The sequence below is a fragment of the Henriciella sp. genome (assembly GCF_029937755.1).
GTDB lineage: Bacteria > Pseudomonadota > Alphaproteobacteria > Caulobacterales > Hyphomonadaceae > Henriciella.
The window spans coordinates 134,300-156,816 of record NZ_JAPYPG010000006.1 but is presented as its reverse complement, the minus strand read 5'-3'; the positions used below and the strand labels follow the sequence as shown (position 1 = coordinate 156,816).

Genomic DNA, 22,517 nt, shown 5'->3' with positions numbered 1-22,517 from the left:
AGCAAATTGTTCTTGTTTTGTTCCAATCTCTGTGATGTCCTTACCTGGCATGAGACAGACGCAGAAACTCCAGCGTAAGGGCCGTGTCAGCCTGATCGATGTCGAAGCCGTTGCCGAACGGTTCGAACATGGCGGGCGAGGCGCGGTGTCCAACCAGACCGGCCGCTTCGAACGGGAAACGCATGAAGCGTTTGACGATGGCTGGGGTACCCTGGAGGAAGCGGCCGGGCGGCTGGAAACGACGCTGACCCCGGAAGCTGCCCGCACGATCATTACCTATAACCGCTCACCGGATATTTCCTTCGACCGCACCATCAATCCCTATCGCGGCTGCGAGCATGGCTGCGTCTACTGTTTTGCAAGACCGACCCATGCCTATCAGGGGCTATCGGCGGGCCTCGATTTCGAGAGCAGGCTTTTCTTCAAGCCGGACGGCCCGGCCCTGCTCAAGCGAGAGCTGGCGAGACCTTCCTATGTCGTCAGACCAATTGCGCTCGGCATGAACACCGATGCCTACCAGCCGGTCGAACGCCGGTTACGTCTGACACGGACCTTTCTGGAAATCCTTGCTGCGCACAATCACCCGGTCACCCTTCTCACCAAGTCCGCGCTGATCCAGCGTGATATCGACCTCATTGCGCCGATGGCTGAGAAGGGGCTGGCACGCGTCGGCGTATCGATCACGACACTCGATCCACGCCTGTCGCGGCGTATGGAGCCGCGCGCGGCAGCCCCGCACAAGCGGCTGGAAACGATCCGCGCACTTGCCGATGCCGGCATTCCGGTGATTGCAATGACCGCGCCGATCATCCCGGCCCTGAATGAGCCCGAGATCGAGCGGCTGCTCGAGGCGGTCGCCGAAAACGGTGCCTCAAGCGCAGGCTATGTTCTCCTGCGCCTGCCTTACGAGTTGAAGGACATTGTCCATGAATGGCTGGCGGAACATTATCCCGACCGGGCCGCGCGTATCATCAACCTCTTGCGCGACATGCGCGGCGGACAGGATTATGATGCCAACTGGTTCGAACGTGGCCGGGGGCGCGGTCCTCATGCCCGGCTGATCGCACAGCGTTTCCAGAAGGCGGCCCGCCGGCTGCGCCTTGACCAGCCCCGGCCCCGCTTGCGCACCGACCTCTTCCGCCCCCCGGAAGGCCCCGGCGGCCAGATGCAGCTGGATGTCTGATCCGTTCTGCACAGCCGGTCCACCTGATATGCGCAATCTATTCACACACCTGTCCACAGTCCTGAAAATTCGTTACGATACCAAAACAATGCCCTGCGCACCGTGGTCTGCAGCTGGTGGATTCACAATGTAACGAAGCGGAAACCAAATCGGGGCGGGATGGCGGTTCTTGTTGATTCGAGTAGAGGGGCTGAAAGAGCCATGGAATTGATCCGCAACACGATCATTGAAGGCGAATGTGTCGATGTCCTGTCGCGCCTGCCGGACAAATCCGTCGATCTCGTCTTTGCCGATCCGCCCTATAACCTGCAGCTTGGCGGCGGCCTCACCCGGCCCGATCAGTCGGCAGTCGATGGCGTCGATGATGCCTGGGACCGGTTCGACAGTTTTGATGCCTATGACCTCTTCACCCATCAGTGGCTGACCGAATGCCGGCGCGTGCTGAAGGATGATGGCGCGATCTGGGTGATCGGCTCCTATCACAACATCTTCCGCGTCGGTTCGATCCTCCAGGATTCCGGCTTCTGGATCCAGAACGATGTGATCTGGCTGAAGTCGAACCCGATGCCGAATTTCAAGGGTACACGTTTCCAGAACGCGCACGAAACACTGATCTGGGCGGCCAAGCAGGAGAAGTCCCGCGTCACCTTCAATTATGATGCTCTGAAAGCCTTCAACGAGGACAAGCAGATGCGGTCCGACTGGACGATCCCGCTCTGCACGGGCTCCGAACGGCTGAAGGACCAGAAAGGAAAGAAGGCGCATCCGACGCAGAAGCCTGAAGCGCTGCTGAAGCGTGTCCTGCTTGCGACAACCAATCCGGGGGACGTGGTTCTGGACCCCTTCTCGGGCACCGGAACAACGGCTGCGGCCGCCAGGATGCTGGGGCGTGACTATGTCGGCATAGAGCAGGATCCTGCCTATATTCGCCTGTCGCGTGCCCGGATTGATGCGATCACGCCGCTCAATGGCGAAGCGCTGGAAACGCAGAAGGGCGCGCGCGCCCTGCCCCGCGTGCCGTTTGGTGCACTGGTCGAGAATGGCTGGCTGAAACCCGGCGACCGTCTCTGGTCACCAAAGAAACGGCACCATGCCCGAATCCGCGTCGATGGCAGTTTGGCGTCTGGCGATGCCTCCGGCTCGATCCACCGGCTCGGGGCGCATGTGATGAAGGCCCCGGCCTGCAATGGCTGGACGTTCTGGCACTATGAATCGCCGAAGGGCGATCTTGCGCCGATCGACTTGCTGCGCCGGCGCTATCGCCAGGAAATGGGCCTGAACTGACCGTCATCCCGCGGCCTATCCGAACATCATCCAGAGCGCGACGAGGGCAAGCACGCTACCAAACACCCTGTTCAGAAGGTGGGCCTGCGCCTCATCCCGGAACAATCCTGCAATCTGACCGCCGACAAGCGTCCAGACAGTGAAGGCCACCAGGTTGTTCAGCGTGAACACGCTGCTGATCCAGCCGACGGCAATAACCTCGCCGGAAGAGGCCGCGACCTCCAGGAACTGGCTGAACATTAGCGCTATGATTACATAGGCTTTTGGATTGAGCAGCAGCAGCACCGCCCCGCCCCACATGCCGGCCGGACGGGCTTCGCCGACCTTGTCGATGGCATGCGCGCGAAACAGTTTCCAGGCAAGGTAAAGGACATAGGCCGAGCCGGCCCACTTGATAACCTGAAACAGGATGGGAGAACGCTGCAGCGTCGTCTCGAAACCGAACCCGATCGCCAGCGTCACCAGCAAGGTCGCAACATGATAACCAACACTGGCCGGCAGGGTGGCAGCGAACCCGAATCGTGCACCATTTGCGGCAAAGAACATGTTGCCCGGACCGGGGCTGTAGGCCAGCGGGAACAGGAATACGATCAACGCTGCGGTCAGTTCGAACATCGGCTATCTCCAGATAGAACCTGAGAGAGCTGTTGCGTTTCCAGACCGTCCAAGCCACCCGAATCTTGTGATCAGCCAAGCGTCTTCGGACAGGTGCTGACGCCGCAGGACAGACCGCCTATGGTGAGCGTGGAGCGCCTTGGAGCAAGCAAAAGGAAGGGCATGGTATGGGGCACGAAGGCCAGGAAATATTTCTGAAGGACATGCTCGTCTTCCTCTTTGCGGCAGGCGTCATCGTCCCGGCCTTCCGTGCCCTCAAACTACCTGTCGTCGCCGGGTTCCTGATTGCAGGGGTCGTCCTCGGCCCGCACGGGCTCGGTGCCTTCGAGCATCTGTGGGATCCGCTACAGTTTATCACCGTGTCCGAGCCGGAAGCGGCCGCCCCCTTTGCCGAACTGGGCGTCCTCTTCCTGCTCTTCCTGCTCGGTCTGGAACTGTCCTTCGAAAAACTCTGGGACATGAAACGCATCGTATTTGGCGTTGGGGGGACACAAGCGATTGCGAGCGCCGCTCTGATCGGCACAGGCCTCTGGGCTTTTGGTGTCAACGCGCAGGCGGCCGCCGTGATCGGGCTGGCCCTTGCGCTGTCCTCAACCGCCATCGTCATGCAGGTCCTGACAAGTGAGCACCGCGCGGCAACGCCTGCCGGGCGAACCGCCTTCGGCGTGCTGCTCTTCCAGGACATTCTCGTTGCGCCAATCCTGATCTTTGTCTCATTCCTTTCGCCCGAAACGGGAGTCAACATCGTCCAGAGCGTATTGCGGGCCCTGTTCGAAGGGCTGATTGCCATCATCATCATCGTGATCGCCGGACGCTTTGTTCTGCAACATGTCTTCCGGCTTGCCGCACAGACCGGCGGACGCGATTTCCTCATGGCGCTGACCCTGTTTGTTGTGATCGGCGCTGCAGTGATGACGGGCATGGCGGGGCTTTCGGTTGCGCTAGGCGCGTTCCTCGCCGGACTGTTGCTCGGCGAGACGGAATTCCGCCATCAGACAGAGGTTGATCTCGACCCGTTCAAGGGCCTCCTTCTCGGTATATTCTTCATGACGGTGGGCATGGGCCTAGACCTCACCGTTATTGCCGAATTGGCCCCAATCGTTCTCGGTGGTCTGGCTGGGCTTCTCATTCTCAAGACGCTGGTGGCCTGGACCGCGGCACGCCTCTTTACCGGGTCGGCCCCTGTTGCAACTGAAAGCGCCTTCCTGCTCGCGCCAGCGGGCGAGTTTGCCTTCGTGGTCATGGCCGCCGCTGCCGGAGCCGGCATCCTGCAACCGGAACTGACTACACCGGTTACCGCAATTGCCGGTCTCTCCATGCTCCTCATCCCGCTAACGTCACGGCTCGGGCAGTCCCTTGCCGCGCGCATGAAGCAGCCCGAACCAGAGAAGCTTTCGAATGATGATTTCTCGGAACGCGAGGGTCATGTCATCATCGCCGGCTTCGGTCGTGTCGGCCACACGATCGCGCGCATCCTCGAAGAAGAGCAGGCTGACATCGTCATATTGGAGCGTAGCTTCAACTCGGTGCAGATGGGCCGCAACGAGGGTTGGCAGGTGCAGCTGGGCGATGCAGCGCGCAAGGAGATCCTTGAGGTTGCCGGCGCCTACGGGGCCTCGCTTTTCATCGTGACGGTGGATGACCCGGTCAGCGCCGAGAACATGGTGCGGGCCATCCGCTCGCTTCGCTCGAACGTCCCCATCTACGCCCGCGCTCGCGATGCAGAGCATGGCAAGACGCTCCGCAAGGCGGGCGCGACCTTTGTCATTCCTGACGCCATCGAGGCTGGTTTGCAGCTCGCTGGCCGCGTCCTTCAGGAATTCGGCTATGCCAATGAAACCGTGCGTGACCTGATCGGATCCGAACGCGATGAGGAGTACAGAAAGGCCGACCAGGACTAGAGCGCCAGCTTAAGTGCCTTCTTGAACACACTCGGAAACGCATCGCCCGCCTGAGATACCCGCATCCACTCGAAGCCTTCAGGAGTATCCTCGAGATCAAGGCACACGACGGTTAGCCTCAACTCGAAATGCGTGAACACGTGGCGCACTTCGCCAATCTCATCGCCCTTCTCTTTGGCCCACTCCGGTCGCCCGCCGGCGCCGCTTTCGCTCCACTCGGTGGTGGGAAGCGCAAGCATCCCCCCCAACAGGCCGCTATCAGGCCGGCGTTCGACGAGCACATCCTTTTCCCGGAAGATCGCGAAAACCTCGCCCTGGCGTTTTGGCTTCGCTTTTTTCTCCGGCTTGACCGGATAGCGTTCCGGTTCGCCCTCGGCGCGGGCGGCGCACCAGTCTCTTACCGGACAGATCAGGCAGTTCGGGCGTTTGGGCGTACAGATCGTGGCGCCGAGATCCATAAGCGCCTCGGCAAATTCGCCGGGTCTGTCGGCAGGCACGAGTTCGCGGACAAGCGAAGCGATACGCGTCTTCTCCGCTTTCCAGTCGCCCTTGGCAGCCAGCAGCCGTGCGAAGACACGGTCTACATTTCCGTCCACCGCAGGCGCTCGCTCGCCGAAGGCCAGCGCCGCCACCGCACCGGCCGTGTAAGCCCCGATGCCAGGCAGCTTGCGCAAGCCCGATTCGCTCCGTGGCCAGTCACCCGCTGCGGCGATCTCCCTTGCGCATTTCAGCAGGTTGCGCGCGCGAGCATAGTAGCCAAGCCCCGCCCACGCGGCCATGACATCCCCATCGGCAGCAGCGGCAAGGTCTTCGACCGTGGGCCAGCGTTGGGTGAATGCGTGAAAATATCGGGTCGCATGCGGTACGGTCGTCTGCTGCAGCATAATCTCAGCGAGCCAGACGCGATAGGGATCAGGCGTTGTGCCAGCCGCCCGTTCAGCCGGCCCGACCCGCCAGGGCAAGTCACGGGCGCTGCGCGCATACCAGTCCAGCAGCGCGCCGGCGAAACCTTCAAATCCCGGTGAAACCGCACTTGCGGCCTTTTCAGTTGATCGCATGCGCGGCACAATCCTCTCCATGGTGAACAGGTCAAGCCTCGACCCGCTGGAAGAAGCCCGTGCACGGGTGGCGCTTCGCTATCAGCGAGCCCGCCCGGTCAAGGCGCTGCCAAACTCCTTTGGCAAGGTCGCCATGCAGCTCACGCGCAAAAAGGTGCCTGACAAAGGGCCAGCCATCGGACGGCTGAAGCTGATGTGGCCCGAAATTGTCGGCGAACAACTGGCCAAGGTGTGCGAACCTGAGAAGATCGGTGCAGGCGGCAAGGCAAAAGGCCGTGTGCTGACCGTAAAATGCATTCCGGCGGCATCCACGATGGTCCAGCATCAGAGCGCCCTGATCCGCCAGCGGGTGGCCGCTTCGCTGGGCGGGAACATCGCCGAGGTCCGGATCGTACAGGGACCGCTTTCGCGGGGTGGGCAGCCTGCGCCGCGGAAACGCAAGCGACCGCTCAGCCCCGAAGAGCAGAAACTTCTGAACGACTCTGTTGCGACTATCGAGGATCCGGACCTGCGCAAGACGGTTTTGGCTCTCGGTGAGGCTGTGCTAACGACCGAAACGCCGTGAAACGGCAGGTGTGCCGGACGCACCGTTAACCTCTTGGAAACCACTCCGACTCAATTCTTAAGCAAAGGTTATGATCATGAGAGCCATTTCCCGCCGCGCCGTCCTGATTGTCGGCTCATTGCTGGCCATCACCGCCTGTGGATCAGCGGACGAAGCCGGCACGAGCGGATCTGCTTCGACTGATAGTGCCGCCGTCAATGAAATGGTGCTTGGTTCCGAGGATGCCCCGGTTACCGTGATCGAATATGCTTCGTGGACCTGCCCGGCCTGTCTCCAATTCCAGAATGACGTGGTCGGCAAGCTCAAGGAAGACTATGTCGAAACCGGCAAGGTGAAGTTCATCTTCCGCGAATATCCAACGCCGCCAGCAAACATCGCCGTTGCAGGCTTTGCCATCGCCCGCTGCGCCGGGGAGGACCAGTATTTCGACGTCCTCGACGAGCTGTTCGACCGCCAGCGCGGCATCCTCAGCCTTGCGCGCGAAGGCGGACAGGTTAAGGCCGCGCTTCAGCAGGTCGCTGCCAATCACGGCATCACCGACACCGAAACCTTTGACGCCTGCCTGCAGGATTCCGGCATTCGCCGCGCCATCGCAGCGTCGGTTTCCCAGGGCGAGAATGACGGTGTCGAAGGCACGCCGACCGTTCTGCTGAATGGCGAGGTCCTCCCAGGTTATGACTGGCGTCGCTGGGACGGCATGCAAGCCGTGCTGAACGAAGCCCTTGGCGAGGACGCGCCCGCCGCCGAGCCTGCAGCCACCGATGCTCCGGAAGCGGCCGAGGCTGCGCCGGAAGCAGACTCAGAAGGCGAATCCGGCGATACGGACATGGTCGAACCGACCTCTGGCGAGGCCGAACCGCAGTAACACCAACAGAAGGGAGCCTGCGTTTGCACATCACAGAACTGCGCATTGCAGGCTTCAAATCCTTCGTCGACCCGCAGGAAATCCCGGTTCTTCCGGGGCTGACCGGCATTGTCGGCCCAAATGGCTGTGGAAAATCCAATCTGCTTGAAGCGCTTCGCTGGGCAATGGGCGCAAGCTCGGCCAAGGCCATGCGCGGCGGCGAGATGGATGACCTCATCTTCTCCGGCTCGCAGCAGCGCCCGGCCCGCGAGCTGGCTGAGGTCACGCTGGTGCTCGACAATTCACGTCGCACAGCACCGCCGGAATTCAACGCTGCCGATGTGCTGGAAATCCAGCGCCGCCTGAAGCGCGGTGCCGGGTCAACTTACAAGCTCAATGGCCGGACGGTGCGCGGCAAGGATATCCAGCTCATCTTCGCGGATGCCTCGACGGGCGCGAACTCGCCTTCGCTTGTGCGGCAAGGCCAGATCTCGGAGCTGATCGGCTCAAAGCCGCAGAACCGCCGCCGCATCCTTGAGGAGGCGGCCGGCATTTCGGGCCTTAACTCCCGCCGCCACGAAGCAGAGCTCAAACTGCGCGCAGCCGAGACCAACCTCGAGCGGCTCTCTGAAGTCTCAGCCGAGGTCGAGCGCCAGCTGGAAAGCCTGAAGCGACAGGCCCGCAAGGCGCGGAAGTATAAAGAACTCTCCGAAAAGATCGCCGCGCTTGAAGCCTTCCTTGCTCACCTCAAATGGGAAACGGCCCGCGAAGCGAAGGCGCAAGCCGAAGCCGAACTCACCCGCTGCCGCGAGGCCGTCGAACTTAGTTCACGTGAAGCGGCCGTGGCTGAAACCCGCCGCATTGAAGCAGGCGACGGCCTTCAGCCCCTGCGTGATGCCGAATCCGTGGTGTCCGGAAAGCTTGGCCAGGCACGTATCGATCTGGCGCGGCTGGAAACAGAGCGCAAGAATGCCGCCGACCTCCTGGCCCGTCACGAAAGCGAAGCCCGCCGCCTGATGGACGACATCGAGCGTGAGCAGGCCCAGAAGGATGAGTCCGAACAGGCGCTTGAGGAGGCGAAAGACAATCTCGCCGCCCTCCCGACCGAGGATCCGAAGGCCAACGAAGAGCTCGAAACCAAGGCGAAAGCCGATCTCGAAGCTGCCCGCCAGCAACTTAATGAATCGCAGGCAGCCGCCGATGACGTTTCTGCCAAGCTCGCCTCCATGAAGGCTGAGCGCCAGGCGGCAGAAGCAAGCGCCGAAGCCCAGCGCCGGCGCAAGGCAAGCCTTGAAGCTGACGCGGCACGCCTGAAACAGCAGCTTGCAGACATGCCCGATACTGCGGCCCTTCAGACGAGGCTTGCAGACGCGGAAAAGGCCGAAGAGGCCGCAGAACTTGCGCTTCACGACGCCGAACGCGCTGTCGATGCAGCCGAATCCACGCTCGCAGAAGCAAGGGAAGCCGAAGCCGCTGCCCAGTCCCCCAAGGATGAAGCTGATCAGATCGTGCGCACCTTGGAGTCAGAGATTGCCGGTCTGGAGCGGCTGCTCAAGAAAGCAGAAGGGCCACAGGCCCCGCCGGTTATTGACCGCGTACGGACGCGCGATGGCTATGAGAAGGCCGTAGCCGCTGCGCTGGGCGATGACCTGCAGGCGTCTACACAGAAGGATTCGTCGCTCTACTGGGCTGGTCGCGACGTGAAAACTGATGCCCTGCCTTCCGGCGCTGAGCCGCTGCACACATTTGTCGAAGCCCCCGGTGAACTTGCCGCCCGCCTTTCTCAATGCGGCGTCGTAAATGTCGAGGACGGTCCGCGTCTGGCTGGCGATCTCAAGCCCGGTCAGCGGCTGGTCACAACCGAAGGCCATCTCTGGCGCTGGGACGGGTTCACTCGTACGCCGGATGCCCCGGTCTCGGCTGCTGAACGTCTTGCGCAGCAAGCGCGGCTGGAAGCTGCCCAGGGCGAAATCACCCCGGCACGCGAGGCCCTGGAGCAGGCCGTGGCCGCACTTTCTGCAGCAAGAGAGCGCCGGACAGAAGCCGAGGATGCTCTAAAGGATACCCGCCGCGGTGTCTCACCCAAGGCAAGCGAACTCAACCGCGCCCGCTCGGCCACGGCCGAAGCCCGGCAGGCTTATGAACGCGCCGATGTGAAACGCGAATCAGCCAGCGAAGCACTGGCACGTGTCGAGTCAGACCTTCGTGGGGTCGAGGAATCGCTCTCGCTCGTCTCAATCGGCGGTGACGACACCGAACTGGAGCGGCTCGAAGCGATCGCCGTGGCGACGCGCGAAACGCTGACCAAAGCCCGTGAGCATGAGACCGAGTGCCGTGGGCGTCTTGCCGACATTACGCGTAACCGGGAGCAGGCCATTGCCCGGCGCGAAGGCTTCCAGAAGGATGTCGAACGCTGGACTGGCCGACTTGCCAACAGTGAGAAGCGCCTGGAAAACCTCTTGAAGCGCCGCTCGGAGGCCGCCGGAGAAGCCGAGCGCGCCCGCTCAAAGCCGGAAGCCATGCAAGCCGACATCGACCATCTCGCCGATCGGGTTGCCCAGTTCGAGGAAGAGCGCAAGCAGGCCGCCGACCGGCTTGCCGAGAAGGAAGGATCCCTGCGCGAAAGCGAACGGCTTGCCCGGGAGACATCGAACGCTGCCATGGAAGCGCGCGAATCGCTCGCTGGCGCGAAGGTGCGGCTGGAGAATGCCGAAAGCCGTCTTGAGGACTCGATTGAAACCGCCCGCGCGCAATTCCAGCGCATGCCGGAAGGGCTGATGACACTTGCGCGCGCCGGTATTGATGAGGAGGAGCTGGAAACGCTCGAATCATCCGAAGCCGACCGGAAGCTCGACTTCCTGCGCCGTGACCGCGATCAGCTTGGCGGCGTCAACATGGAAGCCGAAGCTGAGGCCGAGGAACTTGCTGAACGCCTTGGCGCCCAGGCGAGCGAGAAAGAAGACCTGATTCAGGCTATCGCCAAGCTGCGCGATGGCGTCTCTGCCTTGAATGATGAAGGCCGCGCGCGCCTGCTGGAAGCGTTCGAGCGGGTCAACGAACACTTCAAGGCGCTTTTCACCACGCTCTTCCGCGGTGGCGAGGCCGAGCTTCGTCTGGTCGACGACGACGATCCGTTGAATGCTGGCCTGGAGATCATGGCTCAACCGCCGGGCAAACGCCTCGGCACGCTTAGCCTGATGTCGGGCGGTGAACAGGCCCTGACGGCCACCGCGCTGATCTTCGCCGTCTTCCTGTCACGTCCCTCGCCCATCTGCGTGCTTGATGAGGTCGATGCACCGCTCGATGACGCAAACGTCGACCGTTATTGCCGCCTGCTGGACGAGATGCGCCGGCGCACCGACACCCGCTTCATCGTCATCACGCACAACGCTGTCACGATGAGCCGGATGGACCGTCTTTACGGTGTCACCATGCGTGAAAAAGGCGTCTCGAAACTCGTCTCCGTCGACCTTGATGCCGCTGAAGAACTGGTCGCAGCCGAATAAGCCGCTGCGTCAAATGGGCGTTCACATAAAAAATCCTATATTTCAAACACTTACGGCGCAAATCACTGGCTTGACTTGGCCGGACCCCTCAAATAGCTTCCGGCGCAAATGACAGGGGGTCCTCCCCATGTCTGTTTCGAGCGGCAATCAGGCGTCTCCCATGGCCGGTCCAGAGCGGAATGATCTCAGCGAACGGATCGCGAAGGCCCAGCAAGAACGAGCTGAACGGGAAGCGAAGAAAGCGCGGCGCGATGCAGAGATGGACAGCTCGGTTTCGGCCGGCGGCCTCGCGCTTCGCTATGGAGCGGAGTTTGGTGCGTCGGTGTTTGTCGGGATCCTGCTCGGGCTGGTGATCGACCACTTCTTCGGCACCAAGCCGTGGGGATTGCTTGTCATGCTGGGATTCGGCCTTGCAGCCGGTATCCTCAATGTTATACGCGCCTATCGCCAGTTGATGGCGGATGGAAAACTTCAGGCAACGGACCAGTCAGACGGTCCGGAAAACGGGACTAAGGGCTGATGAATCTCTCCTTCCGGCAGGTCGCCGACCCGATGCACCAGTTCGAGGTGAAGAAGCTGATCGAGATCGGGCCAATTGGCGGCCTGGACCTCTCCTTCACCAATGCGTCTTTCTACATGCTGCTCGGCTGTGTGCTGATCGTGGCGTTTTTTGGCATGGCCGCTTCGCGCGGCAAACTTGTGCCGTCGCGCATGCAGTCGGTCGCGGAGATCGGCTACGGCTTTGTCGCCGACATGGTCCGTGGTGCGGCTGGCGAGGAAGGCCTGAAATTCTTCCCCTTCGTCTTCACCCTCTTCTTCTTCGTGTTCTTCGCGAACATGATCGGCATGGTCCCTTATGCCTTTACGACGACGAGCCATGTGATCGTGACAGGCGTGCTTGCAATGCTCGTGATCTCGATCGTGATCGTCTACGGCTTCATGAAGAACGGCCTGAAATTCTTCAAACTGTTTGCCCCCGCAGGCGCGCCGTGGCCGATCTACATCCTGCTGGTCCCGATCGAAGTTATCTCCTTCATCGCCCGCCCGGTCACACTCGCGCTGCGTCTCTTCGCCAATATGCTCGCTGGTCACATCATGCTGAAGCTGTTCGCAGGTTTCGCTGTGACGCTGGCCACGCTCGGGGGCGCCTACATCGTGATCGCGCCGCTTGCTTTCGCGATGGGTGTTGCGCTTAATGCGCTGGAATTCCTGGTCGCCGGCCTACAGGCTTACGTGTTCGCGATCCTCACCTGCGTCTACCTCAACGACGCACTTCACCCGGCTCACTAAGGTCAAAACTTCGCCGGTGCGGCCATACGTGCCGTGCCACAACCCTTGACGCGCCCGCACGAACAGGCTTCACGGGCACCAAACCTAAACATCAGTCTTTCCCAAAGGAGATCATCAAATGGAAGGCGATATCACTCTCGGCCTCAAATATGTCGGTGCAGGCCTCGCCACGCTCGGCATGATCGGCGCGGCTATCGGTGTTGGCAACATCTTCGGCTCGTTCCTCGACGCCGCAATGCGCAACCCGTCCGCTGCCCCGCAGCAGACCGGTAACCTCTTCATCGGTATGGCCCTTTCGGAAGCGCTCGGCATCCTTGCCTTCCTGGTCTCCATCCTGATCCTGTTCGTCGTTTAAACGGACAGATACCCGATCGCTGGCCCGGCGGTTTCTGCCGGGCCAGCCTTTTCGAATTCGCAGCTGCCCCTGCCTTAGCAAGGTTACGCCATGACGTTCCTGACGATTGCCGCATCGGCCACGCAAGAAGCTGGAAGCGCCGCCTTTCCGCCATTTGACCCGTGGCACTTCCCTTCGCAAATCTTCTGGCTGGTGATCCTCTTCGGCGGACTTTACATCGTCCTGTCGCGCTTTGTGCTGCCGAAACTCGGTGGCGTCATCGAGAAGCGCGGAGACACGATCGCCGACTCGCTTGATGAAGCTGCCCGCCTCGACGAGCAGGCCAAGGAAGCCAAGAAGCAGCAGGAACTTCACCTGGCTGAAGCGCGCTCGAAGGCCCGCGAGACGGCTGACAAGGCTCGCGCCAAGGTCGAGGCAGAGATTGCTGAAGAGACACAGAAGGTCGATGCCGATCTCGCCACGCGCCTTGATGAGGCCGAAGGGCGTATCCGCAAGGTCCGCGCTGAAGCGCTTGCCAATGTCGACTCCATCGCGACCGAGACGACCCAGGTCATGCTGGCCCGGTTCGGCGTCGAAATCAGCGACGCGGACGCCAAGTCCGCCGTCCAGCGCGTGAACAAGGACTAGGAGCCCATGCGCATGTCCCGCTTCTTCTCAACCTTTGTCCTCTCTGCTGCGATGCCGCTTGCGGCTCTGGCGCAGGGATCCGACGATCATACCCCTGCCGACACGGCTGGCCACGAAGGCTCGACCGGGTTTCATCACATCCTTGAGCCCTTTACCGACCCGACAACCAATGTCGCGTTTTCGGCGCTTGTCGTTTTCCTGATCATCGCTGGCGCACTTGGCGCTTTCAAATTCGTCGGGCGTTCGCTCGATGAACGGGCAGAAGGCATCCAGAAGCAACTGGATGAATCCCGCGCCCTGCGTGAGGAAGCGGCTGCCATGCTGGCTGAAGCCGAGCGCAAGCAGAAGGAAGCTGATCAGACGGCCGAGGCCATGATCAAGCAGGCCAAGGCTGACGCCAAGCTGATGGTTGAGCAGGCCCGCAAGGATCTCGCCGACAAGGTGGCCCGCCGCGAGGCTCAGGCAGAAGCTCGCATCGCCCGCGCCGAAGCTGAAGCCGCCGAAGATGTCCGCCGTGCCGCTGCAGACGCAGCCACGCGTGCCTCGAAGGACATTCTTGCCGGATCCAGCAAGCGCAGCGAACTCTTTACAGAAGCGCTCGACGAGATCGAGAAAGCGCTGAACTAGGGTTTCACCAGCAACCAGCAAAAAATCACAAAGCCCCGCTCGGAAACGGCGGGGCTTTTTCTTTGGTCTGTTTTATCCGAGCCGGTCTTCGAGACCAGAACCTATGCCTTGTCGCGGCCAAAGACAGCGCGCATGAGCCAGTTGGGCGCGAAGCGCTCCAGGCGCGGATTACGCGCCAGCATGCTCTCCATCCAGCGCTTGCCCCAGATCGCATTCCGGCCGAGCAGCACCACCCCGAGAATGGCAATCGGCAGGCCGATGGGCAGGATGGGTGTCACGAAGGCAATCGGGATTGCAACAATGATCAAAACCAGCCCGAGCAGCGCCAGGAATTGCCGGAGCAAGGTTCTGAGGCCTGTAGTCACCGACTGAATGGGCACGCGCCGGGTTTGTTCAATCTTCATCGTCGTCTTTGTCTCGTCGTCCGGCTCGGGCTGTGTATTCGGCATCCGCAGATATATGGGAAATTTGTCTCGTTCTGCCTAGCAGATTAAGCGCCTGAAAGTGATGAATTTCGGGCAAGAGCCAGAAACTTGTCTTCCTCCAGACCAACCCGCTCATGCAAAGCCCGTTCCCGGTTTAAAAAAATGCCCCGGCCAGCACGACCAGGGCATTTCGCGAGGATTTTGATGATGGGGGTTCCGGCCTACTCCGCCGCCATCGACTCCGGTTCTGGCGGCGTCCAGCGCAAGACCGGCTTGCGAGCCGCCTGCGTCTCATCGAGGCGGCGCATGGGAGCAAGGTAAGGCGCGCCCTTGAGGCTCTCATCACCCTGGGCGGCGCGCTCGGCAATACCCGTGAGGGCATCGCAGAAACGGTCGAGTTCGGCCTTGCTCTCGGTCTCGGTGGGCTCGATCAGCATCGCGCCATGAACCACCAGCGGGAAGTACATGGTCATCGGATGGTAGCCTTCGTCGATGAGGGCCTTCGAGATATCGAGCGTATCGATGTCGCCACCCGTGAACGCGTCCGAGAACAGCGCCTCGTGCATGCAGTAGCCGTCAAAGGCCGGGCTCATCACTGTCTTCAGGCGCGTCTGGATGTAATTGGCGTTGAGGACCGCATCCTCTGCCGCCTGCTTCAGGCCGTCCGCGCCATGGCTCAGCATATAAGCCAGGGCACGGGTGAACATGCCCATCTGCCCATGGAAGGCGCACAGCCGGCCAAACGCTTCTTCGCCCTCGCCCTCGGTTTCTTCGACGAGGCTATAGACATCCTCATCCTTTACGACGAAGGGCACGGGCGCGTAATCAGCGAGCGCTTCCGACAACACGGTCGGCCCAGCGCCAGGCCCGCCGCCGCCATGCGGCGTGGAGAAGGTCTTGTGCAGGTTGATGTGCATGGCATCGATACCAAGATCGCCAGGACGCACACGCCCAACGATGGCGTTGAAGTTCGCGCCGTCACAATAGAAATACCCACCCGCCTCGTGGATCAGCTCGGCAATCTCGCAAATATCAGTTTCGAAGAGGCCGCACGTATTAGGGTTGGTCAGCATGATGCCGGCAATGTCGGAACTGTCTTCCAGCTTCGCCTTGAAGTCTTCCATATCGACCCGGCCGCGCTTGTCGGCCTTGATCTCGTCGACCTTGAAGCCGCACTGCACGGCTGTCGCAGGGTTGGTGCCGTGGGCAGACGCCGGAACGAGGACGCGGGTCCGCGTCTCGATCTCGCCACGCGCCATCAGGGCCCCACGGATCGCCATCATCCCGCAGAATTCGCCATGCGCACCGGCTTTTGGACTCATTGCGACAGCGGGCATTCCCGTCAGCGTCTTCAGCCAGGTCGCTAGCTGGTCGATCAGCTCAAGCGCACCCTGGACGGTCGCCTGCGGTTGCAGCGGGTGAATGTCGGAAAAGCCCGGCATCCTTGCGACTTTCTCATTCAGCCGCGGATTGTGCTTCATCGTGCAGCTGCCAAGCGGGAACAGGCCGAGGTCGATGGCATAGTTCTTTTGCGACAGGCGCACATAGTGACGCACGGTCTCTGGTTCCGAGAGGCCGGGAAGCTCTGTCGACCGCTTCCGCATCACGCCACCGAGCCGGGATTTCGTGCCCTTCGGCTTTGGCAGGTCGACGCCCGTCTTGTTGACGCAACCGGTCTCGAAGATCAGGTCCTCACGCTGAAGCAGCCCACGTGACCCGGAAATCGTATGGATGTCGGATATTGTCGTTGCATCGGCGGGCGCCGTCGAGCGGCCCTGGGAATTCATGGTCATACGCGTGCCTCCACCTTGTGTGGGCTGTTGGGTCCGAATTTCTCATGGATGCGCTTGTTCATGGCACCGACATAGATCTGGCCGAGCGCGATGATTTCCTTGCGCAGGTCCTCATAGAGCTTCCGGAACGACTCCGGATCGCGCCACAGCGCGGGGTCTTCATACAGCGCCTTGAACTGGTCCTTGCGCCTTTTGGTTTTGGCCGGGTTGCCGCCGATCCGCTCGAAGATTTCCTCAAGGAAGGTCTCGTATTCGAGGATCGCGCGCTTGTGGTCCCAGGCTTCCTGGTGCTGAGGGGTGTCGACCATCAAAGGACCTCGCGGAGAGCGTCGGCATAGGCCTTGATGTCGTCCTCTGTCGTACACTCGGTGGCGCAGGTGATGATGACATCGTCCATCTTCTTGCCGGGGAAGAGGCGTGAAGCGCGCACGCCGCCAATCACGCCAAGCTCATCGAGCTGGGCGAGGACGGCTTCGGCATTTCCAGGCACACGGAAAGCGAACTCATTGAAGAAGCGCGGCGTCAGGATTTCGACACCGTCCACGCCTTCGAGCGCATCGGCCAGTGCGCAGGCCGCCTCATGGTTGAGTTCGGCCAGTTGCGTGAGCCCCTTGTCGCCGAGCAGCGTCATGTGAGCCGTAAACGCAAGCGTGCAGAGCCCGGCATTAGTGCAGATATTCGACGTCGCCTTGTCGCGGCGGATATGCTGCTCGCGCGTCGACAGTGTCAGCACGAAGCCGCGCTGGCCATCGGCATCGACCGTCTCGCCACAGAGCCGGCCGGGCATTGAACGGACATGTTTCTGATTGGTCGCGAAAAGGCCAACATATGGCCCGCCAAAGTTCAGCGCATTGCCGATCGACTGACCTTCACCAACGGCGATGTCAGCCCCCATCTCCCCGGGTGGGGTGACCATGCCGAGCGAGACCGTCTCGGTGAAAACCGAAACCAGCAGCGCCCCATCGGCATGAGCGGCTTCGGAGACAGGCGACAGGTCTGTCACCGTGCCAAACACGTTCGGGCTCTGGCCGATCACGCAGGCTGTCTTGTCCGTGACAGCATCCTTCAGTGCCAGCTCGTCATCCACGGCTGGCGGCAACTGCACGACCTCAATGCCCTGCGCCTCACAGACGGTGCGCGTGGCCGCGGCATAGTGCGGATGCAGGCCACCGGAAAGCACCACGCGCTTGCGGCGGGTCACACGACAGGCCATCAGCGCAGCCTCAGCGCAGGCCGTGGAGCCGTCATACATGGAGGCGTTGGCGACATCCATCGCCGTCAGTGCGGCAACCTGGCTCTGGAATTCGAACAGCGTTTGCAACGTGCCCTGCGCGATTTCCGGCTGATACGGCGTATAGGTCGTCAGGAATTCCGAGCGCTGGATGATATGGTCCACACTGGCGGGCACATGGTGCTTGTAGGCCCCGCAGCCGACGAAGAACCGGCCCTCAGAAGCAGTGCGGTTCTTGCCCGCCAGCGCTGCCATATGCCGCTCAGCGGCGAGCTCGCCCTGATGATCGGGCAGGCCTTCCACCTTGCCACCCAGACGCGCAGCCTCCGGCACATCGGCGTAGAAATCATCGACCGATTTCGCCCCGATGGTCTGGAGCATGGATTTGCGGTCTTCAGGTGTGAGCGGCAGGTAACGCATCGTCTATTGCCCCTTGCAGAATTCGTAATAGGCGTCTTTGTCCATCAGGCCCTTGGTTTCAGCACCGTCAGAAAACTTGATGACGCAGAACCATCCTTCGGTTTCAGGATGGTCGTTGACCTTTTCCGGCGCATCGGCCAGTTCGCCATTTGTGTCGATGACTTCGCCGGACAATGGTGCGTACACATCAGACGCAGCCTTTACGCTTTCGACCACGGCCATCTCGTCGCCCTTCTTGAAGGTCTTTCCGACCTCCGGGGTTTCGACAAAAACGACATCCCCAAGTTGCTCGGCGGCGTAACGGGTGATGCCGACCGTGGCCAGGTCACCATGCACGGTGACCCACTCATGGTCTTCGGTGTAGAAGGTGACTTGCTGGGTGAAATGTTGCGTCATCTGGCTGGTCCTCAACGTTTGTAATTATGTTCGACAAAGGGGAGCGCGGCGACTTCACCGGCGCGCGGTTTCCCCCTCACCATAAGTTCGACAGGCGTGCCCGGTTCCGCGAGATCGGCGCGGACATAGCCCATGGCCACCGGTCCATCGACGCTCGGGCCGAAGCCACCGGACGTGACCACGCCCACAGCCTCGCCGTTCACATGAATCTCGGTGCCTTCGCGGGCCGGGGCGCGCTCCAGTGGGCGGATGCCCACGCGCTTTTCCTTTGGTCCGTTGGACAGCGCCTCAAGCACGACTTCCGCGCCCGGAAAGTCGGCGCGTTCGCGGCGTGATTTCTGGATCACCCATTGCAGGTCGACCTCGACCGGGTTGCGGGAGGTGTCCATGTCATGGCCATAGAGGCAGAGACCGGCTTCCAGGCGCAGGCTGTCGCGCGCACCGAGACCAATGGGCTTCACGCGCTCGTCCTTGAGCAGTTTCGCCGCAAGCTCTTCTCCGGCAGCGGCAGGGATTAGGATTTCAAAGCCGTCCTCGCCGGTATAGCCGCAGCGGCTGATGAGGCATTCAGCGCCGCCCCAGGCCGCCAGCATGCAGCGCATGAAGGACAGGTCCTCGCACCCGGCAAACTCATCCTTCAGGACGTCGACCGCTTTCGGCCCCTGAAGCGCCATCAGCACGCGGTCATCAGCGCGCTGAACCACCGCGCGGCCTGCGAGCTTCTGTTCAAAATGCGCCCAGTCCTGGTCTTTCACAGCCCCATTCACAACGATGTAAAGGCGGCCGTTCTGATGTTCGTCAGGCAAACGCGTGATGATGAGATCGTCACGAATCCCGCCGTCCTCATTCAGCAGCACCGTCAGACGGGCCTGACCGGGCTTCAGCGTCGCGATGGCGCTCGGCACCAGTTCCTCGACCATGGCTGCGATCTTGTCATGGGCGGCCGGATCCTCGCTGACGCCTTCACGGAGCGTGAGGAAGCATGGTCCCATATGCGAAACATCGAACAGGCCGGCATGCTCGCGCGTCCAGAGATGTTCGGGCTTTACGCCTTCAAACTGCACCGGCATCTCATAGCCAGCGAACGGCACAAGTTTCGCGCCGAGCGATTCGTGCAGCCCGTGGAGCGGTGTTTTCCTGAGGTCTTCTGAAACCTGATTTGCCATGGCGCCCTTTGCGGTCAAACGGCCACGGGCCCTCGCCTTTCGAGGAAGTGGCCGCCCCCGCTGTCTCGGCGCCTGAGAGATTCCGCCGCTGCCATTCCTGGCAGCCGGCTTGCTCCTTCGGCGAGGCCTGGGGCCAGTCGAAACCGGCCCGCCTCTTTCCAGCGTGTTGTCCCTCTCCCGGTCCTTTTGCCTGAGCGTTTCCGGGGCGGTTGCGCCTTCGGCGGCAGGCCACTTGCGCCTGCTCTCTCCCGGGGAGGAGTTACTGCTACCCCACACCTATTTCAGACTCGCCCTTTCAGCAAGCCGGAGTCTTTCACGCAGCTGCGAGAGAGCATGCAGTGCCCGGATTGTGGGCAGATGTGCGGTGCAGCTTATCGCCTACCGGATCGCAAAATCGAAAGGCTCGTTGCGGTTCTTGCCCTTGTTGGGCCCCATGAAGCCGAACAGGTGGCCAGCGACCTTACGCATCTGGATCTCTTCCGAGCCTTCGGTGATGCGATAGCGGCGGTGGTGGCGGTAGATGTGCTCGAACGGCTTATGGCGCGAGTACCCCATGCCGCCATGGACCTGCATCGCCCGATCGGCCGCGTCGCAACACAAACGGTTCGCATAATAGTTACACATCGAGACCTTGTCAGAGAGGTAGATCGCGACGTCCGGCTTGGACATCTGGTCAATCTGCCAGGCCGTCTTGAAGATCAGGAGACGAAGCATTTCCGCCTGAGTGGCCAGCTCAACCAGCGGGAACTGGATCGCCTGGTTGTGCGAAAGCGACTTGCCGAAGGGCTTGCGCTCGTTGGCGTAGTTGATCGCCTCGGTGATGCAGTACATCGCCGCGCCACAGGAGCTGGCCGCCTGGCGGATGCGGTTTTCATGCACGAAATGCTGGGCGAGCGCGAGGCCGCCCTCAGGCGGACCGAACACGGCATCTTCCGGTACCCAGAGGTCCTTGATGTAGAAGCGGCAGTGGTCGGTCGGCATGTTGAACGTCCACATATACTCGTCGATCTCGATCGCAGGATCATCAGCAGGGACAATCAGGCAGGTGATTCCCTTCGCATCGCCATCCTCGCCGGAGGTGCGGCAGAACAGCATGATGTGCGAGGCGACATGCATGCCTGTGATCCACATCTTCGCGCCATTGATCAGCCAGCCATCCTTGCCATCCTTCTTTTGGCGGACGGCGCGGGTTTCCATGTGCGTCGCGTCAGAGCCATGGTCTGGCTCGGTGAGGCCGAAGCAGGCCTTGAACTCCCCCTTGAGTGCCGCGTCGGCCAGATGCTTCTGGTCGTCGCGCGCAAAGTCCCGCAGCATCAGGATCTGTGGAAAATTGCCCACGATGGAGTGTTCGTTCTGCAGGTCGTTGTGGAGGCCCAGCCCCATACGGGCAAAATGCTCACGGATCACCGCCATGCCGAGATTGGTCCCGTCCTGCCCGCCAAACTCCTTGGGGAGCGCATAACGAAGGTGACCGGCCTCGTCGGCGAGCCTTTTGGCTTTCGTCAGAAGCTCTTCCCATTCCGGGCGTGGCAAGCCGCCATTGTCAAAGTCCGTACGCGCCCATTCGCGGCGATGGTCGAAAAAACGGATATTGTCGTCGGCCTGCTCGAGCGGTTTGATCTTTTCCTCGATGAAGTTGTCGAGGACGACCAGATAGTCGGCAAGGTCCTTGGGAATATTGAAATCCATGAGTGCCTCCCTGGCATTCTTATATCTTCAGGGAGGATACTGGCCGGGAGGCTCGCTTCAATCAGCGCCGTTGCGTCAACACCGAAAACTTTTTTTCTTGCGTAATCCGCAATGGACACCGCAGCCCCGTGATCGTGTCAGAGAATAATCAACAGTGAACGATTGACAAAATATTCAGCAGTCATAGTGTTGCGCTACAGGGCCGGAAGACAATGGCCCGCAGAACGACAAACCAAGACTTCTCAAAACAAGGTTTCCTCCCATGCTCCGCAGCCTCTCCCTCACCGCCGCAATGGCAGCTATCGTGCTTCCAGCTGCTGCCGGCACCAATTTCACTGCCAAGCTGACGACGCCCGTTGATTCTTCCGAGCGCGTGATTGCAGCGAAAGCGCTCTGGAACTGCGACGGCGACACCTGCGTCGCTGAACTCAACCGCCGTACGGTGACCGTACGCACGTGCAAGAAAGTCGCCTCGGAAGTTGGCGCACTTGCCGCCTTCAGCACTGCTGAGGAAAGCCTCTCCGAGGAAGACCTCGCAAAGTGCAACAAGGCCGCCAAGGACTAAGTAAGCTTTCATTCTCACTCTCTGAACACTTTGGCCGTCCTTCATCATTAAGGACGGCCGATTTTTGTGAGTGAGATCAACCCGCTTCGACCGGCTCCCTGGGCTCCCAGAGCTCAACCTTGCGGCCATCCGGGTCCATCACCCACGCGAAGCGGCCATACTCATGGCTTTCGCTCGGCTGTGTCTGCTCCACCCCGGCCGTCTCGATGCGCTCAAGTACCGCATCAAGATCATCAACTATCAGGTTGAACATCACCGTCTCGACCGATGGCTTGAAGTAATCGCTGCCAGCCTTGAACGGCGCAAATACGGTGCGTGCCCCCTGCGGAAAAGCTTCAGCTGCCCTGGCATGGGGGAAGTCGAAGCCGCCATATTCATTCACGGGAATGCCGAGCACGTCACGATACCAGGCTTTGGTTGCCGTTTCGTCCTTGCATAGAAAAAAGACACCGCCGACGCCGATGACATTGCTCATGACCGTATATTCCTTTTCGCGCTGGAGCGATAATCCTGCAACGAAAACGGTAACGGTACCAGCTCACCCTCGTCGGCGACCTCCGGACGCTTCGATATATTCATGCGCCCGCCCGAAAGCGGCGATCACCTCACCGGCTCACTGGTGTCGACCCGCTGACCATGCTTCTTGTCCAGATGCTTCTGCAGCATCCTTGTATTCTTGAGATTGGCCTTGAAACCGAAGTCGAACAGGTCACCCACGAGCGGAATCGCGCCAAGGATGGTATCGATCAGGAGGTTGGACAGCATCCGCACGATCATGAAGAAGGGCGCCCCCTCCTGCCGGGCCCGGTTGACGATATAGAGGCCCAGCCCGCCAGTCAGGGCGTCGCCAATACCGGGGATTAGACCGATAAGGGAGTCGAGACCAAAGCGTAGACGGGTCCCCGGCAACCTGAATTGCGAGTCAAGCAAATGAGCCAGCTTGTCGATGTCGGAAGTGGGTCTGTCAGTCATGAAGC

The 22,517-nt window shown here is 61.1% G+C and carries 23 protein-coding genes and 1 riboswitch; of the genes, 12 read left to right on the top strand and 11 right to left on the bottom strand.

Annotation, left to right across the window (positions count from 1 at the left end; translation table 11 throughout):
• Positions 1 to 49: 49 nt before the first annotated feature.
• Positions 50 to 1,183 (top strand): PA0069 family radical SAM protein, encoded by a 1,134-nt coding sequence (locus Q1K29_RS13815; RefSeq protein ID WP_300395687.1) that lies wholly within the window; start codon positions 50 to 52, stop codon positions 1,181 to 1,183.
• 201 nt (positions 1,184 to 1,384) lie between these two features.
• Positions 1,385 to 2,467: a site-specific DNA-methyltransferase gene (locus tag Q1K29_RS13810; RefSeq protein ID WP_300395686.1), complete on the top strand. Its 1,083-nt coding sequence runs from the start codon at positions 1,385 to 1,387 to the stop codon at positions 2,465 to 2,467.
• Positions 2,468 to 2,482: 15 nt separating this feature from the next.
• On the opposite strand, the gene Q1K29_RS13805 is transcribed toward Q1K29_RS13810, so the two are convergent.
• The gene (locus tag Q1K29_RS13805) at positions 2,483 to 3,082 is read right to left on the bottom strand and encodes a LysE family translocator (protein ID WP_300395685.1); all 600 of its coding nucleotides are present in this window, start codon (positions 3,080 to 3,082) and stop codon (positions 2,483 to 2,485) included.
• Between the two features lie 167 nt (positions 3,083 to 3,249).
• On the opposite strand from Q1K29_RS13805, the gene Q1K29_RS13800 reads away from it, so the two are divergent.
• On the top strand, positions 3,250 to 4,983 hold the full coding sequence (locus tag Q1K29_RS13800) for a cation:proton antiporter (protein ID WP_300395684.1): 1,734 nt from the start codon (positions 3,250 to 3,252) through the stop codon (positions 4,981 to 4,983).
• On the opposite strand, the gene mutY is transcribed toward Q1K29_RS13800, so the two are convergent.
• Positions 4,980 to 6,041, bottom strand: a complete 1,062-nt coding sequence (gene mutY, locus Q1K29_RS13795; RefSeq protein ID WP_300395683.1) for an A/G-specific adenine glycosylase — start codon at positions 6,039 to 6,041, stop codon at positions 4,980 to 4,982. The two genes, Q1K29_RS13800 and mutY, sit on opposite strands and share 4 nt — an antisense overlap.
• On the opposite strand from mutY, the gene Q1K29_RS13790 reads away from it, so the two are divergent.
• The 8 genes from Q1K29_RS13790 (at position 6,040) to Q1K29_RS13755 (ending at position 13,855) form a co-directional block, all read left to right on the top strand.
• A complete protein-coding gene (locus Q1K29_RS13790; RefSeq protein WP_300395682.1) occupies positions 6,040 to 6,606 on the top strand; it encodes a DciA family protein in 567 nt (188 codons plus the stop codon). The two genes, mutY and Q1K29_RS13790, sit on opposite strands and share 2 nt — an antisense overlap.
• 76 nt (positions 6,607 to 6,682) lie before the next feature.
• Entirely contained in the window at positions 6,683 to 7,471 is a 789-nt protein-coding gene (locus Q1K29_RS13785) for a DsbA family protein (RefSeq protein ID WP_300395681.1), read from the top strand.
• 23 nt (positions 7,472 to 7,494) lie between these two features.
• A complete protein-coding gene (gene smc / locus Q1K29_RS13780) occupies positions 7,495 to 10,956 on the top strand; it encodes a chromosome segregation protein SMC (RefSeq protein ID WP_300395680.1) in 3,462 nt (1,153 codons plus the stop codon).
• A 127-nt stretch (positions 10,957 to 11,083) separates the two neighbouring features.
• The gene (locus tag Q1K29_RS13775; protein WP_300395679.1) at positions 11,084 to 11,476 is read left to right on the top strand and encodes an AtpZ/AtpI family protein; all 393 of its coding nucleotides are present in this window, start codon (positions 11,084 to 11,086) and stop codon (positions 11,474 to 11,476) included.
• Positions 11,476 to 12,246 (top strand): F0F1 ATP synthase subunit A, encoded by a 771-nt coding sequence (locus Q1K29_RS13770; protein WP_300395678.1) that lies wholly within the window; start codon positions 11,476 to 11,478, stop codon positions 12,244 to 12,246. The genes Q1K29_RS13775 and Q1K29_RS13770 overlap by 1 nt, the downstream gene beginning before the upstream one ends.
• A 118-nt stretch (positions 12,247 to 12,364) precedes the next feature.
• Positions 12,365 to 12,601, top strand: coding sequence for a F0F1 ATP synthase subunit C (locus Q1K29_RS13765; RefSeq protein WP_084417925.1), 237 nt, complete (start codon positions 12,365 to 12,367; stop codon positions 12,599 to 12,601).
• 90 nt (positions 12,602 to 12,691) lie between these two features.
• Positions 12,692 to 13,228, top strand: a complete 537-nt coding sequence (locus tag Q1K29_RS13760) for a hypothetical protein (protein WP_300395677.1) — start codon at positions 12,692 to 12,694, stop codon at positions 13,226 to 13,228.
• Between the two features lie 12 nt (positions 13,229 to 13,240).
• On the top strand, positions 13,241 to 13,855 hold the full coding sequence (locus Q1K29_RS13755; protein WP_300395676.1) for an ATPase: 615 nt from the start codon (positions 13,241 to 13,243) through the stop codon (positions 13,853 to 13,855).
• Between the two features lie 101 nt (positions 13,856 to 13,956).
• Here Q1K29_RS13755 and Q1K29_RS13750 read toward each other — a convergent pair whose 3' ends face one another.
• The 7 genes from Q1K29_RS13750 to Q1K29_RS13720 all read right to left on the bottom strand — a co-directional run bounded on the left by Q1K29_RS13750 (position 13,957) and on the right by Q1K29_RS13720 (position 20,975).
• Positions 13,957 to 14,304, bottom strand: coding sequence for a hypothetical protein (locus Q1K29_RS13750; protein WP_300395675.1), 348 nt, complete (start codon positions 14,302 to 14,304; stop codon positions 13,957 to 13,959).
• 197 nt (positions 14,305 to 14,501) lie between these two features.
• On the bottom strand, positions 14,502 to 16,073 hold the full coding sequence (gene gcvPB / locus Q1K29_RS13745; protein WP_300395674.1) for an aminomethyl-transferring glycine dehydrogenase subunit GcvPB: 1,572 nt from the start codon (positions 16,071 to 16,073) through the stop codon (positions 14,502 to 14,504).
• A complete protein-coding gene (locus Q1K29_RS13740; protein WP_300395673.1) occupies positions 16,070 to 16,381 on the bottom strand; it encodes a hypothetical protein in 312 nt (103 codons plus the stop codon). The genes gcvPB and Q1K29_RS13740 overlap by 4 nt, the downstream gene beginning before the upstream one ends.
• Complete coding sequence (gene gcvPA / locus Q1K29_RS13735) at positions 16,381 to 17,724, bottom strand: aminomethyl-transferring glycine dehydrogenase subunit GcvPA (protein WP_300395672.1); 1,344 nt, start codon at positions 17,722 to 17,724, stop codon at positions 16,381 to 16,383. Before gcvPA ends, Q1K29_RS13740 begins: the two co-directional genes overlap by 1 nt.
• Positions 17,725 to 17,727: 3 nt before the next feature.
• Entirely contained in the window at positions 17,728 to 18,120 is a 393-nt protein-coding gene (gene gcvH, locus Q1K29_RS13730) for a glycine cleavage system protein GcvH (protein WP_300395671.1), read from the bottom strand.
• Positions 18,121 to 18,131: 11 nt separating this feature from the next.
• The gene (gene gcvT, locus Q1K29_RS13725) at positions 18,132 to 19,286 is read right to left on the bottom strand and encodes a glycine cleavage system aminomethyltransferase GcvT (protein WP_300395670.1); all 1,155 of its coding nucleotides are present in this window, start codon (positions 19,284 to 19,286) and stop codon (positions 18,132 to 18,134) included.
• Positions 19,287 to 19,454: 168 nt separating this feature from the next.
• A riboswitch (glycine riboswitch) is annotated at positions 19,455 to 19,548 on the bottom strand.
• A gap of 116 nt (positions 19,549 to 19,664) precedes the next feature.
• On the bottom strand, positions 19,665 to 20,975 hold the full coding sequence (locus Q1K29_RS13720; RefSeq protein ID WP_300395669.1) for an acyl-CoA dehydrogenase family protein: 1,311 nt from the start codon (positions 20,973 to 20,975) through the stop codon (positions 19,665 to 19,667).
• A gap of 262 nt (positions 20,976 to 21,237) precedes the next feature.
• On the opposite strand from Q1K29_RS13720, the gene Q1K29_RS13715 reads away from it, so the two are divergent.
• A complete protein-coding gene (locus tag Q1K29_RS13715) occupies positions 21,238 to 21,540 on the top strand; it encodes a hypothetical protein (protein ID WP_300395668.1) in 303 nt (100 codons plus the stop codon).
• Between the two features lie 76 nt (positions 21,541 to 21,616).
• On the opposite strand, the gene Q1K29_RS13710 is transcribed toward Q1K29_RS13715, so the two are convergent.
• Both Q1K29_RS13710 and Q1K29_RS13705 read right to left on the bottom strand, forming a co-directional pair.
• Positions 21,617 to 22,015, bottom strand: a complete 399-nt coding sequence (locus Q1K29_RS13710) for a VOC family protein (protein WP_300395667.1) — start codon at positions 22,013 to 22,015, stop codon at positions 21,617 to 21,619.
• Positions 22,016 to 22,140: 125 nt separating this feature from the next.
• Positions 22,141 to 22,512: a DUF4112 domain-containing protein gene (locus Q1K29_RS13705; protein ID WP_300395666.1), complete on the bottom strand. Its 372-nt coding sequence runs from the start codon at positions 22,510 to 22,512 to the stop codon at positions 22,141 to 22,143.
• Between the last annotated feature and the right edge of the window lie 5 nt (positions 22,513 to 22,517).

Bases quoted from the DNA above. Each gene is read 5' to 3' on its own strand.
- Q1K29_RS13815 (WP_300395687.1), top strand. From the start codon at position 50: ATGAGACAGACGCAGAAACTCCAGCGTAAGGGCCGTGTCAGCCTGATC.
- Q1K29_RS13810 (WP_300395686.1), top strand. From the start codon at position 1,385: ATGGAATTGATCCGCAACACGATCATTGAAGGCGAATGTGTCGATGTC.
- Q1K29_RS13805 (WP_300395685.1), bottom strand. From the start codon at position 3,082: ATGTTCGAACTGACCGCAGCGTTGATCGTATTCCTGTTCCCGCTGGCC.
- Q1K29_RS13800 (WP_300395684.1), top strand. From the start codon at position 3,250: ATGGGGCACGAAGGCCAGGAAATATTTCTGAAGGACATGCTCGTCTTC.
- Q1K29_RS13790 (WP_300395682.1), top strand. From the start codon at position 6,040: ATGCGCGGCACAATCCTCTCCATGGTGAACAGGTCAAGCCTCGACCCG.
- mutY (WP_300395683.1), bottom strand. From the start codon at position 6,041: ATGCGATCAACTGAAAAGGCCGCAAGTGCGGTTTCACCGGGATTTGAA.
- Q1K29_RS13785 (WP_300395681.1), top strand. From the start codon at position 6,683: ATGAGAGCCATTTCCCGCCGCGCCGTCCTGATTGTCGGCTCATTGCTG.
- Q1K29_RS13775 (WP_300395679.1), top strand. From the start codon at position 11,084: ATGTCTGTTTCGAGCGGCAATCAGGCGTCTCCCATGGCCGGTCCAGAG.
- Q1K29_RS13770 (WP_300395678.1), top strand. From the start codon at position 11,476: ATGAATCTCTCCTTCCGGCAGGTCGCCGACCCGATGCACCAGTTCGAG.
- Q1K29_RS13765 (WP_084417925.1), top strand. From the start codon at position 12,365: ATGGAAGGCGATATCACTCTCGGCCTCAAATATGTCGGTGCAGGCCTC.
- Q1K29_RS13760 (WP_300395677.1), top strand. From the start codon at position 12,692: ATGACGTTCCTGACGATTGCCGCATCGGCCACGCAAGAAGCTGGAAGC.
- Q1K29_RS13755 (WP_300395676.1), top strand. From the start codon at position 13,241: ATGTCCCGCTTCTTCTCAACCTTTGTCCTCTCTGCTGCGATGCCGCTT.
- Q1K29_RS13750 (WP_300395675.1), bottom strand. From the start codon at position 14,304: ATGCCGAATACACAGCCCGAGCCGGACGACGAGACAAAGACGACGATG.
- gcvPB (WP_300395674.1), bottom strand. From the start codon at position 16,073: ATGACCATGAATTCCCAGGGCCGCTCGACGGCGCCCGCCGATGCAACG.
- Q1K29_RS13740 (WP_300395673.1), bottom strand. From the start codon at position 16,381: ATGGTCGACACCCCTCAGCACCAGGAAGCCTGGGACCACAAGCGCGCG.
- gcvPA (WP_300395672.1), bottom strand. From the start codon at position 17,724: ATGCGTTACCTGCCGCTCACACCTGAAGACCGCAAATCCATGCTCCAG.
- gcvH (WP_300395671.1), bottom strand. From the start codon at position 18,120: ATGACGCAACATTTCACCCAGCAAGTCACCTTCTACACCGAAGACCAT.
- gcvT (WP_300395670.1), bottom strand. From the start codon at position 19,286: ATGGCAAATCAGGTTTCAGAAGACCTCAGGAAAACACCGCTCCACGGG.
- Q1K29_RS13720 (WP_300395669.1), bottom strand. From the start codon at position 20,975: ATGGATTTCAATATTCCCAAGGACCTTGCCGACTATCTGGTCGTCCTC.
- Q1K29_RS13715 (WP_300395668.1), top strand. From the start codon at position 21,238: ATGCTCCGCAGCCTCTCCCTCACCGCCGCAATGGCAGCTATCGTGCTT.
- Q1K29_RS13710 (WP_300395667.1), bottom strand. From the start codon at position 22,015: ATGAGCAATGTCATCGGCGTCGGCGGTGTCTTTTTTCTATGCAAGGAC.
- Q1K29_RS13705 (WP_300395666.1), bottom strand. From the start codon at position 22,512: ATGACTGACAGACCCACTTCCGACATCGACAAGCTGGCTCATTTGCTT.